Annotated in this window: 16 protein-coding genes; 11 read left to right on the plus strand and 5 right to left on the minus strand. The window is 72.9% G+C overall.

Going from position 1 to position 18198, the window contains the following annotated elements; genetic code table 11:
• The first annotated feature begins 45 nt into the window (after positions 1-45).
• Entirely contained in the window at positions 46-267 is a 222-nt protein-coding gene (locus AC4D2E_RS04225) for a hypothetical protein (RefSeq protein WP_490951746.1), read from the plus strand.
• Here the strand turns inward: AC4D2E_RS04225 and AC4D2E_RS04230 are convergent.
• The gene (locus AC4D2E_RS04230; RefSeq protein ID WP_490951747.1) at positions 245-880 is read right to left on the minus strand and encodes an HAD family hydrolase; all 636 of its coding nucleotides are present in this window, start codon (positions 878-880) and stop codon (positions 245-247) included. The two genes, AC4D2E_RS04225 and AC4D2E_RS04230, sit on opposite strands and share 23 nt — an antisense overlap.
• A 95-nt stretch (positions 881-975) precedes the next feature.
• Here AC4D2E_RS04230 and AC4D2E_RS04235 point away from each other — a divergent pair, with 95 nt between their 5' ends.
• The gene (locus tag AC4D2E_RS04235) at positions 976-1968 is read left to right on the plus strand and encodes an exonuclease domain-containing protein (RefSeq protein ID WP_490909595.1); all 993 of its coding nucleotides are present in this window, start codon (positions 976-978) and stop codon (positions 1966-1968) included.
• A 27-nt stretch (positions 1969-1995) separates the two neighbouring features.
• Here AC4D2E_RS04235 and AC4D2E_RS04240 read toward each other — a convergent pair whose 3' ends face one another.
• Both AC4D2E_RS04240 and AC4D2E_RS04245 read right to left on the minus strand, forming a co-directional pair.
• Positions 1996-2910, minus strand: coding sequence for an SDR family NAD(P)-dependent oxidoreductase (locus AC4D2E_RS04240; RefSeq protein WP_490951748.1), 915 nt, complete (start codon positions 2908-2910; stop codon positions 1996-1998).
• A gap of 66 nt (positions 2911-2976) precedes the next feature.
• Complete coding sequence (locus AC4D2E_RS04245) at positions 2977-4071, minus strand: ADP-ribosylglycohydrolase family protein (RefSeq protein WP_490951749.1); 1095 nt, start codon at positions 4069-4071, stop codon at positions 2977-2979.
• Between the two features lie 102 nt (positions 4072-4173).
• Between AC4D2E_RS04245 and AC4D2E_RS04250 the strand changes: the two genes are divergently transcribed.
• From AC4D2E_RS04250 to AC4D2E_RS04265, 4 genes are all read left to right on the plus strand, one after another.
• Positions 4174-5337: an exonuclease SbcCD subunit D gene (locus AC4D2E_RS04250; protein ID WP_490951750.1), complete on the plus strand. Its 1164-nt coding sequence runs from the start codon at positions 4174-4176 to the stop codon at positions 5335-5337.
• 8 nt (positions 5338-5345) lie between these two features.
• On the plus strand, positions 5346-8414 hold the full coding sequence (locus AC4D2E_RS04255) for an AAA family ATPase (protein WP_490951751.1): 3069 nt from the start codon (positions 5346-5348) through the stop codon (positions 8412-8414).
• Between the two features lie 70 nt (positions 8415-8484).
• Positions 8485-9855 (plus strand): MFS transporter, encoded by a 1371-nt coding sequence (locus AC4D2E_RS04260; protein WP_104165596.1) that lies wholly within the window; start codon positions 8485-8487, stop codon positions 9853-9855.
• A gap of 83 nt (positions 9856-9938) precedes the next feature.
• Entirely contained in the window at positions 9939-10094 is a 156-nt protein-coding gene (locus AC4D2E_RS04265; protein WP_181033548.1) for a hypothetical protein, read from the plus strand.
• Between the two features lie 123 nt (positions 10095-10217).
• Here AC4D2E_RS04265 and AC4D2E_RS04270 read toward each other — a convergent pair whose 3' ends face one another.
• Positions 10218-11201, minus strand: a complete 984-nt coding sequence (locus AC4D2E_RS04270; protein ID WP_258069701.1) for a serine/threonine-protein kinase — start codon at positions 11199-11201, stop codon at positions 10218-10220.
• Positions 11202-11339: 138 nt separating this feature from the next.
• A complete protein-coding gene (locus AC4D2E_RS04275; protein WP_104165594.1) occupies positions 11340-12137 on the minus strand; it encodes an alpha/beta fold hydrolase in 798 nt (265 codons plus the stop codon).
• Positions 12138-12290: 153 nt separating this feature from the next.
• Here AC4D2E_RS04275 and AC4D2E_RS04280 point away from each other — a divergent pair, with 153 nt between their 5' ends.
• The 5 genes from AC4D2E_RS04280 (at position 12291) to AC4D2E_RS04300 (ending at position 18170) form a co-directional block, all read left to right on the plus strand.
• Positions 12291-13031 (plus strand): NUDIX hydrolase, encoded by a 741-nt coding sequence (locus AC4D2E_RS04280; RefSeq protein WP_258069700.1) that lies wholly within the window; start codon positions 12291-12293, stop codon positions 13029-13031.
• Positions 13032-13118: 87 nt separating this feature from the next.
• Positions 13119-14411 (plus strand): quinolinate synthase NadA, encoded by a 1293-nt coding sequence (gene nadA, locus AC4D2E_RS04285; protein ID WP_490951752.1) that lies wholly within the window; start codon positions 13119-13121, stop codon positions 14409-14411.
• Positions 14408-16066, plus strand: a complete 1659-nt coding sequence (gene nadB / locus AC4D2E_RS04290; protein WP_490951753.1) for an L-aspartate oxidase — start codon at positions 14408-14410, stop codon at positions 16064-16066. Before nadA ends, nadB begins: the two co-directional genes overlap by 4 nt.
• A complete protein-coding gene (nadC, locus tag AC4D2E_RS04295; RefSeq protein WP_490951754.1) occupies positions 16063-17004 on the plus strand; it encodes a carboxylating nicotinate-nucleotide diphosphorylase in 942 nt (313 codons plus the stop codon). Before nadB ends, nadC begins: the two co-directional genes overlap by 4 nt.
• On the plus strand, positions 17001-18170 hold the full coding sequence (locus AC4D2E_RS04300) for a cysteine desulfurase family protein (protein ID WP_490951755.1): 1170 nt from the start codon (positions 17001-17003) through the stop codon (positions 18168-18170). The genes nadC and AC4D2E_RS04300 overlap by 4 nt, the downstream gene beginning before the upstream one ends.
• The last annotated feature ends 28 nt before the right edge of the window (positions 18171-18198 follow it).

Below are 18198 nucleotides of genomic sequence, written 5' to 3' on the forward strand. Positions count from 1 at the left end.
GGCCGTGCTGCAGTTCGCCTTCGACCACTCGGGGCGACCTCCGCGGTGTCCGAGGCCGCGGCCTGGAACGGTGCCTCGCTGGGCGTGTCCACGCGGCTCGGTTACGCCCCGAACGGGACCTCGCTCGTGGAGGCCCGCCGCGGGGAGGTCGATGTGCAGCAGAACCTCCTGCTCGCCCGGGAGGACTTCGTCCGACCGGACTGGGTGGCCGACGTGCAGGGAGCCGACGCCGTCCGGGACCTGCTCATTCCCGGTACGCACCACTGACCGCGCGGCTCTCCGTGAGCAGGCGCGAGAGGTCCGCCGACGGGTCGAACAGCACCGCGTGGATGCCCAATTCCTTCGCCGTGGCGATGTTCGCGGGCGAGTCGTCGACGAAGGTCACCTGCTCCGGCCCGGCCCGGAGTTCGGCGAGGACGTGGTCGAAGATCGCGCGGTCGGGCTTGACCAGCCGCAGCGACGAACTGAAGAAGCTGTGCCTGAAGAGCCTCGTCCACGATGCGCCCGCGAACCGCGCGGCCATGGCCGCCGGCATATTGGACAGCACCGCCAGGCGGTCGCCCCGCGCGTCCAGGTCCTCGAGGACGTCGAGTGTGTCGAGATTCAGGTGCGACCACTGGTTCGCGTCGAGGATGTCGAGCCAGCCGGCACGGAGGGACCCGACGCGGCTGCCGCACACGAGCGACCAGTACTCGTCGGAGGTCAGGGACCCGGCGTCATAGGCGAAGCGGTGCCGCCAGTAGGCGGAGCCCTGGTCCTGGAGGTGGTCGACGCCGGCCGCCTCCGCGAGCAGGTCCCAGTCCTGGGGTGTCGGGGGCGTGGAGATCACGTTGCCGTAGTCGAAGAGGTACCACCGGTGCTGACTGTCAGTGCGGGCCATGGTCCAGCATAGGAACGCGCCCCGGGATACGGCACCGATGCTGCGGTGAACTTCGGGTGAACGGTCGGCGCCGGGGCAGCGGTAAACTGGGGACCGTGGGAATCGCGTTCACGGCCATCGACTTCGAGACGGCGAATGGCTTCCGCGGCTCCCCGTGCGCCGTCGGCCTGACCAAGGTCAGGGACGGCCGGGTCGTCGAGGAGGCCTCCTGGCTGATGCGTCCGCCCGTGGGCCACGACCACTTCGACTCCCGCAACATCGCGATCCATGGCATCACCTCGGCGATGGTCGAGGACGCCCCCCGCTTCGGCGAGCTCTTCCCCGAGATCGGGGGCTTCATCGGCTCCGACGTCCTGGTCGCGCACAACGCGGCGTTCGATCTCGGCGTCATCCGGTCGGCGCTCGAGGTCTCCGCGCTGTCGGGTCCCGCGTGGGACTATGCCTGCACCGTGGTGCTCTCCCGCAAGAGCTATTCGCTGCCCTCCTACTCCCTACCGTTCGTCGCGGAGGCGGCCGGGGTGCCCCTGCTCAACCATCACGACGCCGTGGAGGACGCCCGGGCCTGCGCCGGCATCATGATCGACATCGCGCGCCGGTACGACGCGCCGACCGTCGAGGGCGTGCTCGAACGCCACAACCTCCGGCTCTCGCGCGCCGAGCCCTACGCGCCCGGCGTCGACGAGCTGTCGAAGGCGACGCGCACGGCCCTCGAGCGCGGCACGTCGCCCACGGGCTGGTCCGGCTGGCCGGAGGAGGGGGAGAACCCCCACGCAAACGCCCAGGCCGATCCGCGGCACCCGCTGTACGGGCAGACCGTGGTCTTCACCGGCAATCTCGGCATCCCGCGCCCCCAGGCCAAGGAGCGTGCGGCGCGCCTCGGAGCGCAGCCGGCGAGTTCCGTCACCCGGCGTACCACGGTCCTCGTGGTCGGGGACGGCTTCGTGGCATCCGACCTCCGCAACGGCCGCGTCACCGGCAAGGCACGGCGGGTGCTCGAACTGCACGAGCGGGGCCAGGAGATCGAGGTGCTGTCCGAGGCGGAGTTCCTGCAGATGACCGGCGGACGCTGGCCTGCCGACAGCCAGTGACCGCGACGCCGGCTGCCCACCCTCCGGTCAGAAGCGGAGGTCGACGCCGGTCAGCCGGGCCGACAGGTCGATCAGCCGGCTCGCGGCGTTGCGCTCCAGCGCGTGCCGCTTCGCGGGCACGACGACGGGCTGCCCCGTGAGCTGGAACCAGCCGTCCGGACCGCAGTAGGCGCCGTTCGGGATCTGACGGTCGATCGTGGCGCGGACCAGCGGCCAGGCGCCGTCGTCCTTCCCCTGCGCCACCGGCTCCATGACCCGCTGCCTCCACCGGGGCGCGGAGCGGTGCGCGGCGACCCCGGGGCGGTCCGGGGTCAGCATGCCGAGGGCCAGTCCCGGATGGGCGACGACGCTGGTCGCCTGGCTGCCGGTGGCGTCGAGGCGCCGGGCGAGCTCGAAGCCGAAGGCCATGACGGCGAGCTTCGACGTCGCGTAGGCGCGCGCACTGCTGTACGACGACGGCTGGAGGAACGACGGCGTGAGCCGCGCCCAACGGTGGCTGATGCTGCCGAGGTGCACGATCCTCGTGCCCGCGGCGGACAGCGACGGCAGGAGGCGGGCGATCAGCGCATAGTGCCCGAGGTGGTTGGTGCCGAACTGGAGTTCGAAGCCGTCCGCCGTCGTCCGCCGTCGCCCGGACCCCACCACGCCTGCGTTCGCGAGGAGGCCGCTCAGCGGCGCTCCGGCAGCGATCGTCGCGGCGGCCGTGCGGACGGACGCGAGATCCGCCAGGTCGAGGGGCTGGAAGGAGAGACCGGCGCCGGGATACCGCCCGCGGATGGCGTCCATGGCCCGCGCGGCCTTGTCGGCGCTCCGTGACGCCAGGATCACGTGGGCGCCCGCGGCGGCCAGCTGCTCGCAGGCGAAGTAGCCGAGACCGGCGTTGCCGCCCGTGACGAGGATGCGCTCGCCGGCGAGCGGAGGGAGCTGGACAGGGTTCCACATGGGACCAAGCCTAGAGCGCTCCGCCGTCCCCGGCCGCTGGGATCCGGCGGCCGCGGACGGGACGGGTCAGGAGCCGGTGGTCGCCTTCAGGAGGGTCCTGGCCATGGACCGGACGACGCCGGCCGCCCCGGGAGCGGTCAGGTAGGCGTCAGGCAGCGCGATCGTCCCGTGCAGTGCTCCGACGATGCCGCCCACGAGCGAGGCCGCGACCACGGGTGAGGCGTCGGGCCGGCCGGCGGCCGCCGCATGTGCCAGCGCTGCAGCGAGCTGTTCGCGGGGCGATGCCGCGGACGCCCCCTCGCGAGCAGCCTGGAGGGCCGTTTCGAGGGTCGCGGCGGCCGTCGTCGCGTCCGCCCCCGTCCGTTCGGCGGGGGATCGGTGCGCGGTGACCCCCTCCGAGGCGGCACGTGCCGGATCCGTCCCCGTGTCCTCCGCCAGGTGGCGCTCCTCGCCGCGCTCGGCGAGGACGGCCTCCTCGAGGGTGAGGCCGTCGATGGCGAGGGAGCGGATGACCCCGCTGTACAGGGCCGCGGTGGCCCGGGCGGCGGCGGACCCGTGCGTGAGGGCGGCGGCCTCGACGGTCAGCCGCTCGACCAGGCTGGCCGGGATGCGGGGCACCAGGCCGAAGGGTGCCGAACGCATCAGCGCACCCGCTCCCTCCGCCTCCGGGTTCAGCGGCCGTGCGCGGGTCCCCATCTCGCCGGTGAGGAGGGCCCGGACGGTGTCGGCGTCCGGTTCGTGCACCGGGAGGATGTCCTCCTGCCGGTCGAGCCACCGGGCGGGCGCTGCCGGCGCCCTGGGCGGGAGGTGCTCTCCCTGGCGCGTGAGCCACCGCAGATAGGCGAGCCACAGGCAGGCGGTCTCGTCGGCTGCGACGCCGTCGTTCGCCCACTCCAGCGCGTCCGTCAGCCCGTCGACGGTGTACAGCGTCAGGTGGGTGGCGTCCGAGACGGCCAGGTCCGAGGGATCGACCAGGGCGGGCAGCGGATCGTCCCCCGCTGCGTACAGGAGGCCGTAGGCGTCACCCGCCATCGTCCCGAGGAGGCACCCCAGCACCCGGTCCTCGTAGGCGGCCGCGGCCCCCTGTCGTGCATCCCCGGCGGCCTGCGCGTCGCCCGTGCCGAAGTCCGTGTCGCCGCCGGCGGCGGTGTTGTTCGTCATCACCCGACCAGTCTAGGAGGCGGGGCCCGGACCCCCACCCGATCGCGGCCCCGCCGCGCGCTGATCCATGGAATGTCGGCGTACAGCGGTAGCGTGAAAATCATGAAGATCCTTCACACGTCCGACTGGCACCTGGGCCGGTCCTTCCACGGCACCGGCACCCTCGACGCCCAGCGGATCTTCGTGGACAACATGGAGAAGACGGTCCGTGAGGAGGGCATCGACGTCGTCCTGGTCTCCGGGGACGTCTACGACCGGGCCCTGCCCGCGGTGGACGTCGTCGCACTGTTCGACGAGGCGCTGGACCGGCTGACGATCGCCGGTGCCCGGGTGGTCATCAGCAGCGGCAACCACGACTCCGCGACCAGGCTCGGGTTCGGCGGGCGCATCCTCGCCCGCGGCGGGGTCCACCTGCGGACGCGCCTCGAGGACATCGCCGTCCCCGTCGTCCTCCCTCTCGGCGGGGAGGCCGACCTCGCGATCTACGGTGTGCCCTACCTCGAACCGCGGGTCGTCGCGGAGAGCCTGCAGGCGGAGGCCCCCACGCATACGGCGGTGACCACGGCGGCGCTCGACCGCATCCGCGAGGACCTGGTCCAGCGATCGGCCGCGCGGCGCACGGTCTCGATCGTCCTCGCCCACACCTTCGCCGCGGGGGGTGCCGGCTCGGACAGCGAACGCGATCTGGCGATCGGCGGTCTCGGAGCCGTGCCGCTCTCCCTCTTCGACGGCTTCGACTACAGCGCCCTGGGGCACCTCCACGGACGGCAGAGACTCTCGGAGACCGTGCGCTACTCGGGGTCCCCCCTCGCATATTCCTTCTCGGAGGCCAACCAGGCCAAGGGTGCCTGGCTCGTCGAGGTAACCCCGGACGGGATCGGTGGTATCCAGGCCGTGGAGTGGCCCGCGCCCCGCGACCTCGCGGTCCTCAGCGGGCGGCTCGAGGACCTGCTGGTCCGGGACGACCTCGCCTGGGCCGAGCAGGCCTACTGCCAGATCACACTCACCGACCCCGAACGGCCGGCGCGGGCCATGGAGCGCCTGCGCGCCCGGTTCCCGGACACGCTCGTCCTCGCCTTCGCGCCCGACGGTGGAGAGCAGGCCGACACCCGCACGTACAGCCAGCGCCTCGCCGAGGCCCGGGACGACGCCGAGGTCTGCTGCGGCTTCCTGGAGCACGTGCGTGGCCGGAAGGCGTCGTCCGAGGAGCAGGCGCTCGTCCGGTCGACCGTCGACGCCGCACTGAGCCTCGCCCACGAACGGTAGGCCACCCCATGAGACTTCATCACCTCGAGATCCAGGCCTTCGGGCCCTTCGCCGACCGGCAGAGCGTCGACTTCGACGCCCTCTCGGCCCAGGGCCTGTTCCTCCTCAACGGGCCCACGGGCGCGGGCAAGTCGAGCGTGCTCGACGCGGTCTGCTTCGCGCTGTACGGCTCCGTCCCGGGGGCGCGCCAGGCGGCGAAGAGACTCCGGAGCGACCACGCGGCCGAGTCCCTCGCCCCGGAGGTCTCCCTCGAGTTCTCCGTCTCGGATCGCCGCTTCAGGGTCGAACGGTCACCGGCCTGGGACAGGCCGTCGCGACGCGGGAGCGGCACGACCACCGAACAGGCGCGCACCCTGCTCAGTGAGCGGATCGGCAGCGACTGGGTCCAGAAGTCCGCGCGGAATGACGAGGCCGGGCTCGAGCTGCAGTCGCTGCTCGGGATGGACAAGGAGCAGTTCACGAAGGTGGTGATGCTGCCGCAGGGCGAGTTCGCGGCCTTCCTGCGGGCGGACGCCAAACCACGCCGGGAACTGCTGCAGCGGCTCTTCTCGACCGCACGCTTCGAGGACCTCGAAAGGCTGTTCGCCGAGGAGCACCAGCGGACCGCCCGACGCCTCGCGGAGCAGGAGGGCCGGCAGCGGCACCTGTTCCAGCGTGCCGTCGACGAGGCCGGACGCCACGATCTCGCACCCGCGGACGTGGGCGCCGATCCCGATGCCCCGGACGCCTGGGCCGCAACCCTGCAGGCGCTGTCCCTGGCGCTCTCCGGACGCCGCGACGCCGCCGCCCGCGAATCCACGGAACTCGCGGAGCAGAGTGCACTCGCCGACGGTGCGTTGGCGACGCTCAGGCACCGGCGGCACCGCTTCGACGCGCTGGCGCAACTCCGGGCGCAGCGCGAGGAGCACCGCGGCCGGGCGGAGGAGATCGCCGAACTGGCGGACCTGGCGCGACGCCACGACCAGGCCCGCGGGCTCGCCGCCCATCTCCGGCTCGACGACGAGGCGGTATCGCTGGTCGAGCAGGCGCGCGCCCGGCACACGGAAGCGCTCGACCGCCTCCGACACAACGACACGGCCGGCGAGTACCTCGACGTCGGACCCGGGATCCCCGGGGGAGAGGGGGATGGCAGCGTCTCACGTGACGCCCTGACGAGCGCCTGCACGGCGTCCTCCTCCGTCCTGGCCGTGCTGCGGGCGGCCCTGCCGGACGAGCAGCGGCTGCTCGACGTCCGCGAGGGGTTGGAAGCCCTCCGGTCGACGATCCGACGCCTTGATGACGGGCTGGACGACGCCCGCGAGGGCATCGCGCGATTGCAGCGTCAGCGCACCGACGACGCCGGGAGCCTCGTCCCCCTGAGGGAGGCCGCCGACGGGCTCGCCCACCTCCGCACGGGCCTCGCCGCCGCGGTGGCCGCCGAGGAGACGGTGCAGCAGTACAGTGCCGCGACGAAGCGCCAGGCCGCAGCGGAGGCCGGCTACGTGCTGGCCTCGGAGCGGTTCCTGACGCTCAAGGAGGAGTGGCTGGCCAAGCTGCAACTCCGGCTCGAGCAGGCGGCGCAGGAACTCGCCGAACAGCTGGAGGACGGCCACGCGTGCCCCGTGTGCGGGAGCACGGAGCACCCGGCCCCCGTGCCGTCGCCGGAGGGCGAGCGGATCAGCCTCGACGAGGAACAGGCCGCACGGCGCCTGCAGGCCGAGGCGGAAGCGGCACTGCAGACGGCGCGCGAGGTGCGGGACCACGAGCGGCTCGCGGTGGCGCAGCTGGCCGCCCGCGGCGGCGAGGCCGTCCCCGAGGACGCCGCGGCAGCGACACGGGCAGCGCGCTCCACACTGCAGCGCGCCGAGGCCGCCGAGGTTGAGTGCGCCGCCGTCGAGGAGCGGATGCGCCGGGCGCTCGCTGAGGAGGCCAGGATCGGTGAGCTGCGGGACGCGCTGCGCGAGGAGCGCGCCGCCGCCGAGAGCCGGCGATCGTCCCTGACGGACCAGGACGCCGAGCTGTCCCAGCGGATCGCCGGGCTGCAGGCGGACGCACCGTCGCTCGCCGCCCGGATCGACGCCGTCCAGCGCGCCCACGACGACCTCGACCGCGTCCGGGAGACCCTCGACGTGCTGGCCCGGGCCACCGGCACGCAGCAGGAGAACGCCCTGCGGCTCCGGGACGCCCTCCAGGGGACACCGTTCGATGCGGCGGAGGAGGCGCGCACCGCCCTCCTGCCGGAGGAGCGCTCCGCGAGCCTCGCGGCCACGCTGAAGGAGTACGAGCAGCGCGGGCACCGCCTCGATGCCGCGGAGGACGACGGCGCCGTCCGTGACACCCTCCGCGAGGAGCAGGAGGGGATCCTCGCGCCGACCGACGACGACGAGCGCCTCGCCGGCGCCACGGCCGACGACCTGAGGGCGAGGGCGCACCGGGCGGGCATCGGCGCCGAGGTGCTCGGGCACTCGGTGGTACAGCTCGAGTCGTACACCGGGCAGCTCGCCGACCTCGAGAAGGACATCGCGCCGCTCCGCGAGGAGGCCCACCTGGCCGCGGCGGTGGCCGACACCGCGCGCGGCGGCGGGGAGAACCTCTACAAGATGTCCCTCGCCACTTACGTGCTCGCTTCACGCCTCGAACAGGTGGCGGCCGCTGCCACCGAGCGGCTGCTGCAGATGTCGGACGGCCGGTACCAGCTCGTCCACAGCGACGCCACCGCGGGCAACCGGCGGTCCGGTCTCGGCCTGAACGTGATCGACGGCTGGACGGGGAACCGGCGGGACACCTCGACGCTCTCCGGAGGAGAGTCCTTCATGGCCTCCCTCGCCCTCGCGCTCGGACTGGCCGATGTGGTGCAGCAGGAGGCCGGGGGGCTCGACATCGAGACCCTCTTCGTCGACGAGGGTTTCGGCTCCCTCGACGACCAGGCGCTCGAGCAGGTCATGGATGCGCTCGAGGGACTGCGGAGCGGCGGACGCGTGGTGGGACTGGTCAGCCACGTGCCGGAGCTGAAGCAGCGGGTGAGCGCGCAGCTGCAGGTCGTGAAGGGCAGGCAGGGCTCGGTCCTCCGCTATGTGGAGCAGCCAGCCAGCGTGTAAACTCGGGGCGTTACCGGGTCGGGCGCATCGGGAGGAGGGACGATGCGCGTTCGATGCACCCGGAAAGCGCATGTACCAGACTCCTTCACCGGCCTCGCCGGACCCCACGCCGTCCCAGGACGCCCCTTCGACCCCGCCGCCGCCCGGGCCCGAGCGGTCCCGCCTCGGCAGGTTCGGCGTCCTCCCGCACCTCGCTGGCACCTCCTTCCTGGTCCTCGGCCTCTTCGCACGCCTTCCCCTGGCCATGCTCACCGTCGGCGCCCTGACGCTCGTCACCACGGCGAGCGGCTCCTATGCCGCGGGTGGCTTCTCGGCCGGCGCCGTCGGCCTCGGCTCCGCGCTCGGGGCACCCCTGCTCGGTCTCCTCGCGGACAAACGCGGGCAGCGGATCGTCCTGCTCGTCTCGGCCCTGCTCAACACGGCGGCGATCGTGGCCCTCCTGATCGTGACGCTGACCAGCGCGGTCTTCACGGGGGGCGCGCTGGCGCTCGTCCTCGGGGCAGCCTTCGCCGTCGGCTTCACCTGCCCCCAGATCGGTCCCCTCGCCAGGGTCCGCTGGATGGCGATGACCCGGCGGAGCCCCCGGTCGGCCCTGGACACCGCGCTGTCGTACGAAGGGACGGCGGACGAGCTGACCTTCGTGCTCGGGCCGGCCCTCGTCGGGCTGCTCGCGAGCCTGATCGCCCCGTGGCTCCCGCTCGCGCTGGCCGCGACCCTCACCATCACCCTCGTGAGTGCCTTCGCCGTGCACCGGACCGTGGTCTACAGCGATCGGGGATCCCTGGACGCCCGCACCCTCGCCGACGACGCCGGCACACTCGCCGACGGTGGCCTGAGGGCTGCGTCGCACGCGGCCCGCCCCTCCGCGGCCGGGGCCCCCCGATTCGCCCTCGTCCTGCTGCCCGTGGCGGGCATGGTGGCGGTGGGCACGTTCTTCGGCTCCACCCAGACCTTCCTGACAGCCTTCTCGGGCCAGTTCGGAGCGACCGAGTCGTCGGGCCTGCTCTACGCGGTCATGGGCCTGACCTCGGCGGTCGCCGCGCTGTCCGTCGCCTACTGGCCGCAGCGCCTCCGCCACACGACCCGGTGGATGGCCTCGGCCGCGGCCATGACGGTCGCCGCGGCCGCCCTGGCCCTGCCCGCCTCGATCGCCGCCATGCTCGTCGCCCTGCTGTTCCTCGGGCTCTTCGTGGGGCCCACGATGGTCACCATCTTCTCCATCGGCTCCGCGGTCGCACCGGCCCACCGCCTGGGCACGGTCATGACGCTCCTCGCGAGCGGCATCGTCGCCGGCACCGCCGTCGGGTCCGGACTGGCAGGGATCCTCGCCGAGACCGGGGGTGCTGCGGCCGCCGTCGTCGTCCCGGCAGCCGCCGCGGCCGTCCTGCTCGTCCTCGGGTCCGTGTCCGCCATCGCGCTGCGGCACGTCAGCCGGGCCTGAGGCGCCCGCCCCGATGCTCAGCAGGCTGACAATCGCCGCGCGTCACGCATAGGATCGTAGGACACCCAGATCCAGGAGGACGCATGAGCACCGAAGGCACCGAGCGCGACGACGCCGCAGAATCACAGGGCGCCGGCCCCGAGGGCACTATCCCGGTCAGTGAGGACGGGGTGGCAGCCGGCTCCACGGACGAGGCCAGCAACTTCGAGCCCGAGGAAGATGCGGGCGAGGGGCGCTAGCCGGCTCGATCGTACGACGACACCGTGAAACTGCGCCCCCCACCGGATCGACCGGCGGGGGGGGGCGCCGTTCCACGGTGAGGACCACGAGCACACCGGCTGTCCGGCCGGCGACGCCCGGGGTCAGCTGATGCGGGGAGCGCGGGCGGGCGGATCGGGGATGTGGACGTTCCCCGTGAAGACACCGCCGGTGACGAGGTCGCCGTCGTCGGTCCCGCCGGCGTCCACCGGCGAGGCGAGGCGGGCCACGGATGCGACGGACGCCATGGCCCGGGCGTCGACCGGGACCTCGTCACGGCTGCGGAGCTGCAGGGCCACCTCGTGCGCGTCGGGTCGGAGTGCCGGATCCCTCGCCGTCATCCGGCGCAGGAGTCCGCTCCACTCCGGCTCGAGGGAATCGGGCACGTGGGGATTGCGCAGGAGCCGGGCCAGCGCGGCCTCGACCACCGGGCCGGGGAACGACTTCTCGCCGGTCAGGCATTCGAGGAGCACGAGGCCCAGCGAGTAGATGTCGCTCCGCTCGTCCAGGGGGTCGCCCTTGGCCTGCTCGGGGCTCAGGTAGTTCGCCGTGCCGATCGTCGCGCCGACGGCCGTCGCCGTGGTGGCCTCCACCATGCGGGCGATGCCGAAATCGGTCAGTTTCGGGTACAGCCGCGTCCCGTTGTCCCCGCTGTGGAACATGAGGATGTTGGCGGGCTTCACATCCCGATGGATGACGCCCTCCGAATGGATGTACGCCAGCGCATCGGCGAGGTCCGCCCCGAGCTGCGCGACGTCGTCGGCGGGCAGTGCGCCGCGCTTGAGCAGGTGCCGGAGATCCTCGCCGTCCACGAGCTCCATGACGAGGAAGCCGGCCGTGCGACCCTCGTGGTCCTCGTGCATCCCTGCATCGTGGAGGGTCACGAGACCCGGGTGGTTCAGGGTGGAGAGCAGGATCGTCTCGGTGTGCTGGCGGCGGTAGTCGTCGTCGGTGGAGGTCGTCGGGTTGAAGAGCTTCACGGCGACGTCGCGCCCGAGGTTGCGGTCCACCGCGCGGTATACGGATGCCGTGCCGCCGACCCCCAGCAGGTCCATGGTCTGGTATCGGTCCCCGAGGAGAACGGTCACGCGTGTCCTCCCGCTGGTGGTGATGGTCGGCGATCGCCGGCGCACCCTAAGTGTGCTGATCAAATGTCAGTATAACGCGAGGGCTCGGTGAAGATACCGCACTGCCATGCCCTTTACCAAACCTTGATCAGGAGTGGGTCACGCCAGGAAAGCGACCGCCGCATCCTTGAAGAGCCTGGCGGTGATGGCGTTGGAATGATCCCTGCCCGGCAGTGTCGTGATGCGGGCATCGGGCGCCCAGTCCCGGAGGTCGGTGATGCCCTCCGCGTACTCGTCCTGGTCTCCGGCGACCAGGAGCAGGGGCATCTTCGGGACGGCCCGCTGCGGGTCGAACGGCTCCGTCTTGATGGCGGAGACCATCGCGAGCAGCGAGGGGAGATCGTTGTGCGGTCCGGCCTGCGCCATGCGCAGGAGGTCCGCCGTCGTCGGGTCCTGCGAGGCGGGCCCGCCCGCGAGGTGGAGTTCGGCCCCCGGAAGATCGAACGTCGCGAGCGGATCGGCGGTGCCCGGCCCGCCGAGCACCATCCTGCGGACCAGCTCGGGTTGGGTGGCGCCGAACTCCCAGGCCAGGCGCGACCCGAGGGAGTAGGCGACGACGTCCACGCCGGACCCCGGCACGTCACTGCGCAGGGGGAGGACCCGCTCGTCGAAGAGGGCCTGCAGGATGTCCGCGCGCATGCGGCTCGGCGCGTAGGCTCCCGCGTCCTCCGGCGCCGCGCTGTCCCCGTGCGCGGGGAGATCCACCATGATGACGCTTCGCCCGGCGTCGTTCAGGAAGCGGACCCAGCCCGTGTCCACCCAGTTCTGCCGGGACGAGGAGCCGAAGCCGTGCAGCAGCAGGACCGGCGGCAGCTCGAGTGGCTCACCCGCATCGCTGCGCGTGATGGACAGGCGGGGGTCGACGCCTTCGACGAGGTGTACGGAATGGTGGTCCATGCCTTCCATCGTAAGCGCGCCGGGATCGGGCAGGTCGCGGGACACCCCTTCGAGGGCCGAGGCGGGACGAGAAGGCTGGTCGAATCGTCCGGCGTGAGTTATAGTCATTCTGACCCTAACAAGTGGGACTCATCCAGCGGACGGAGGACGGGCGTGTACGGCTCGGCCAACGTCTCGGAGCGGCAGTCCCAGGCTCCCGCCCTCGCCATCTCGACCGTGATCTTCGCGCTCCGCACCGACCCCTCATCGGGCCGGTCGGAGATCTGGCTGCCGCTCGTCCGCCGCATCAGGCAGCCGCACCTCGGCAAGTGGGCGCTGCCCGGCGGCCCGCTCGGCGCCCGGGAGTCGCTGCAGGACGCCGCCTCACGGAACCTGCGGGACACGACGGCGCTCGATCCGACCTACCTCGAGCAGCTCTACGCCTTCGGCGGGCTGGACAGGTCCGCCACCCAACGGCTCGTGTCCATCGTGTACTGGGCCCTCGTCCGTCCCGATCAGGCGGATCTGGCCCGCGACTCGGAGAACGTGCGCTGGTTCCGCGCCGCCGAGGCGGTGGGCCTCGCCTTCGATCACGACGAGATCGTCGCCTACGCCCTGGAGCGCCTGCGCGGAAAGGTCACCTACGGGTCCGTCGCCTATCACTTCCTCGGCGATCGCTTCACCCTCGCGCAACTGCGGGGCGTCTACGAGGCCGTGCTCGGCAAACACCTCGACCCGGCCAACTTCCGGCGCCAGCTCCGATCGGCGCAGGACATCGCCGCGACGGACGAGGTCCTCCAGGGCGGCCGGAACCGGCCGCCGCGCCTCTACCGCTACACGGGACCGCATTCCGGGGCGCCTGCTCCCGGGACGTCGACCTCCGGCGCCGAGCCACCGACCGCGCCGGCGTCCTAGCCCACCCCCGACGTCGTACCCGAGGTCGGCCCCACCTCCAGCCCCGCTGCCGACCGCCGTGCCGGCCCCATCCCAGGGAGAAGCCCCATGTCCGTCACCACCGCCATCCAGTTGATCACCCGCGGAGAGGCCGGGGCCCCCGGGGCCGCCGGCGCCACCGGGACCTGCACGCCGGACCTCGCGCAGAACCCCTGGGCCTTCGATGCCCTTCCCCTGCCCGACTACGGCCCGGGCGCGTCCATGTTCGACACCGCCCCGGCCGCGACCCCCCGGCAGGGGGAGCTGCCCGAGGAGTACAGGACGGCGTCCGCCGAGGACCTCGACCGGCGTATCCGCGTGGCCCGGGATACCCTCGGCGAGTCCGTCGTCATCCTCGGCCACTTCTACCAGCGCGACGAGGTGGTGCAGTACGCCGACTTCGTGGGCGACAGCTACCAGCTCGCCCGCGCCGCCACGGAACGCACCGCGGCCGAGGCGATCATCTTCTGCGGGGTGCACTTCATGGCGGAGACGGCGGACATGCTCTCGACGCCGGAGCAGGCCGTCATCCTCCCCAATCTCGCCGCCGGCTGCTCGATGGCGGACATGGCGGACATCGACTCCGTCTCCGAGTGCTGGGACCAGCTCACCGCGCTCCTCGGCTCCGCGCCGGACGCCGACGGCCGCCGGCCCGTGATCCCCGTGACGTACATGAACTCCTCGGCGGCCCTGAAAGGCTTCTGCGGGGAGAACGGCGGGATCGTGTGCACCTCCTCGAACGCGGCCGCCGTGCTGGAGTGGGCGTTCGAGCGGGGCCAGCGGGTCCTGTTCTTCCCGGACCAGCACCTCGGACGCAACACCGCCAAGGCCATGGGTGTGCCGCTGGAGCAGATGCCCCTGTGGAACCCGCGCAAGCCCTGGGGCGGCACGGACGAGCAGACGCTCACGGACTCCCGCGTGATCCTCTGGCACGGCTTCTGCTCGGTGCATCGGCGCTTCACCGTGGCGCAGATCGAGAAGGCCCGCGCCGACCACCCCGGCGTGCGCGTGATCGTGCACCCCGAGTGCCCCATGGCCGTGGTCGACGCCGCCGACGAGGCGGGATCCACCGACTACATCCGCAAGGCGATCGACGCCGCCGCACCCGGCAGCACCTTCGCCGTCGGCACCGAGATCAACATGGTAAACCGCCTCGCCGCCCAGTACCCGCAGCACACCATCTTCTGCCTGGACCCGGTCATCTGCCCGTGTTCCACGATGTACCGGATCCACCCGGGCTACCTGGCCTGGGTGCTCGAGGGGCTCGTGGAGGGCCGGGTCCTCAACCGCATCACGGTGTCCGACGCCGTCGCCGAACCGGCCCGCGTCGCGCTGAACCGGATGCTCGCGGTCCGGCCATGACGGCGGATGCCGTGCAGCGCGCGGTCATCGTGGGCTCGGGCGTCGCCGGACTGCAGACAGCACTCGTGCTGCGCAGGCTCGCGCCGCACTGCGAGGTGGTCCTCGTCTCCAAGACGGCGCTCGCCGAGAGCAACACCCGGTACGCGCAGGGGGGTATCGCCGCCGTCGTCCCGGACGCGGCTGCCGCCGGCGCGCACGACTCCGTCGCCGATCACATCGCCGACACCCTGGCCGCGGGTGCGGGCCTGGCCGAGCCCGAGGCCGCCGCCGTGCTCTGCGAGGGGGCGGCACAGGGGATCGCCGCCCTCCAGGCCGCGGGCGTCGTCTTCGACGCCTCCCCGGCCGACGCGGCGGTGCCGGCCAGGGGCCGGGAAGCCGCCCACTCCGCGCCGAGGGTCCTGCACCTCGGCGGCGACGCCACCGGGGCGGGGCTCGTCGCGGCGCTCACCGCCGCGGTGCGCCGCGACGCCGGCATCGAGGTCCTCGAGGACACCCTCGTGACGCACGTGCTGCTGCACGACAGTTCTACCCAGGACGGCGATGGCGGCGAGGCGGCCCCGTCCTCCAAGGACGACCGGCGCGCCTCGGGCGTCGAGGTGCTCCACGGCGGAGTCGCGCGGACCCTCCGGGCGGACGCCGTCGTCCTTGCGACCGGCGGGGCGGGTCAGCTCTTCGAATCCACCACCAACCCGCGGATCGCCACGGGCGACGGCGTCGCACTGGCCTGGCGTGCCGGGGCCGCGGTGACGGACCTCGAGTTCTTCCAGTTCCATCCCACCTCCCTCGACGTCCCCGGCAACCCGCTGATCTCGGAGGCGGTCCGGGGCGAGGGGGCACGCCTGGTCGACGCCGACGGTCACCGCTTCATGGCCGACTACCACCCGGACGGAGACCTCGCGCCGCGGGACGTCGTCTCGCGCAGCATCGCGCAGCACCTCGTCGGGAGCCGCTCCCGCAACGCCTCCGGCGACGGCACACCGGAAGGGCGTCGGCGTACCGGCGTCTACCTGGACGCAACGGCGCTCGGCCGTGCGTTCCTGACCCGGCGCTTCCCCACCCTCACGGCCCTGACCGTGCAACACGGCTTCGACTGGTCCTCCGCGCCCGTCCCGGTGGTGCCGGCCGCCCACTACTGGATGGGCGGCGTGCGGACGGACACCTCGGGGCGGACGTCGGTCCCGGGCCTCTTCGCGGTCGGTGAGGTGGCCCGCACCGGAGTGCACGGCGCGAACCGGCTCGCCTCCAACAGCCTGCTCGAAGGAGTGGTGTTCGGTGCCCGCTGTGCCGCCGCGCTGGCCGCCGGCGGAGGGAGGGCGCCGTCCTTCGACGTGGAACACCTCGACCTCGAGGCGGAGGAGACGGCCACGCAGTCGTTCACGCGCGGCGACCTGCAGGCCGTCATGACCGACCACGCGGGAGTGCTGCGCACGGGCACCGGCCTCGACCTCGCCCGCAAGCACCTCGCCTCCTACCGTCCGGACACCGACCCCGAGCTGGCCAACCTGCTGCTGTGTGCGCGGCTGCTCGTGCACGCGGCGTCCCGACGCTCCGCGTCCTGCGGGGCGCACCACCGCTCGGACCAGCCCGATGCCGCCCCTCCGGCTCCCGCCCCGAGCCGGTCCTACGTTCGAGCCACCGAAGGAACCCACCCATGACCGAGACCGCCACCGTCCCACCCGTCCGGCAGGACGCCGTCGAGCCCGTGCGGCCACCGCAGCACCTGATCGACGCCGTCGTCGCCGCCGCCCTCGCCGAGGACGCGCCGTGGGGGGATCTCACCTGCCAGGCCCTGATCGGCCCGGACCAGCGGGCGACGGCGACCATTACGGCCCGCGAGCCGGGCGTCCTCTGCGGGACGGCCGCCATCGAGGCCGCGATGCGCCTCACCGATCCGCGGATCCGCGTTGCGTTCCCCCGCTCCGACGGGAGCGCCTTCACCGCGGGGGACACCATCGCGGAGATCGAGGGACCGGCCGCCGGCATCCTCACCGCCGAGAGGACCGCCCTCAACATCGCCCAGCGGCTCAGCGGGATCGCCACGATGACCCGCGCCTTCGTCGATGCCGCCGCCGGCACCCGCGCGCGCATCACCGACACCCGCAAGACGACGCCGGGGCTCAGGGTCCTGGAGCGCTGGGCCGTCCGGTGCGGGGGTGGCTCGAACCACCGCTCGGGCCTGTCCGACGCCGTCATGGTCAAGGACAACCACCTGGCGCTCCTCGCCGTGGACGGCCCGGAGGCCCTCACCGAGGCGCTCCGCGCGGCGCGGTCGAGGCTCCCGCACACCGTGCACGTCGAGGTGGAGGTGGATCGCCTGGACCAGATCGAGCCCGTGCTCGCCGCCGGGGTGGACACCGTCATGCTCGACAACTTCACGCTGGATGACCTCGCCGAGGGCGTGCGGCGGATCGGCGGCCGCGCGCTCGTCGAAGCCAGCGGCAACGTCCGCCTCGACACGGTACGGGCGATCGCGGCCACCGGCGTCGACATCATCTCCGCGGGAGCGCTCACCCACAGCGTGCGGTCCCTCGATCTGGGCCTGGACTTCGTCGCGCAGCGGGCGGCGATCATGGACCCGGGAGGGCGGTCATGATCTACCTCGACGCCGCTGCCACCGCGCCCGCCCGGCGTGAGGTCCTCGAGGAGATGTGGCCCCTGCTGACCACGACGTTCGGCAACCCCTCGAGCCACCACACCTACGGCGAGGCCGCGGCGTCGGACTACGCCCGCGCCCGGTCCCGCATCGCCGCGCTGCTCGGCTGCAGGCCGGGGGAGATCATCTTCACCTCGGGCGGTACGGAGGCGGACAACCTGGCCCTCAAGGGCATGGCGCTCGCCGCCCCGCGCGGTCGGCACCTCGTCACCAGCGCGATCGAACACCCGGCGGTGCTGGAGGTCCTGGCCTACCTGCGGGAGTTCCACGGCTTCCGGATCACGGTGCTGCCCGTGTCCGCCGCTGGCCGGATCTCGCCGTCGGACCTTGCCGCCGCGCTCGAGGAGGGAACCACGCTGTGCACCGTGATGTATGCGAACAACGAGGTGGGCACCGTCCAGGACGTCCCCGCCCTCGCGGAGGTCTGCCGGCGCGCAGGCGTACCCTTCCACACCGACGCCGTGCAGGCGGCGGGATGGCTTCCCCTGGACGTCGACCGCCTCGGCGTCACAGCGCTCAGCATCTCGGGGCACAAGCTCGGCACACCCAAGGGCATCGGCCTGCTGTACCTGCGCTCCGGCACGCCGTGCGAACCCGTGCTCCACGGCGGCGGCCAGGAGCGCGGGCGCAGGTCGGGTACGGAGAACGTGGCCGGCGCGGTGGGGCTCGCCCGCGCCCTGGAGCTCGCCCGGGCAGCCCTGCCCGGTGCCGCCGACCGGTCGGCGACCGCCCGCGACGCCCTGACCGCGCGGGTACTCGCCGATGTGCCCGGGGCGCTCCTCACGGGCGACGCCGTGCGCCGGCTCCCGAATCTCGCCTCCTTCTGCTTCCCCGGCGTCAGCGGGGAGGCGATCCTCCTGGAACTCGAGCGCCGCGGCGTCGTCTGCTCGAGCGGGTCCGCGTGCGCGGCGGGATCCTCCGAACCCTCCGGCGTCCTGCTGGCCCTCGGCCTGGACGGCGAGACGGCGCAGAGCGCCGTGCGGCTCTCTTGGACGCAGGACACGTCCTCCGCCGATCTGGCCCAGGCGGCCCGCGCCGTCGTCGATGCCGTGGAGGCCGTCCGGTCCCTCGGCGCGGCACACGCGGGCAGCCCCGCCGGAGCCTAGACTGGCCGCACCGAGCCACACCCAGGGA

The sequence above is a fragment of the Arthrobacter sp. TJ-265 genome (genome assembly GCF_058269135.1).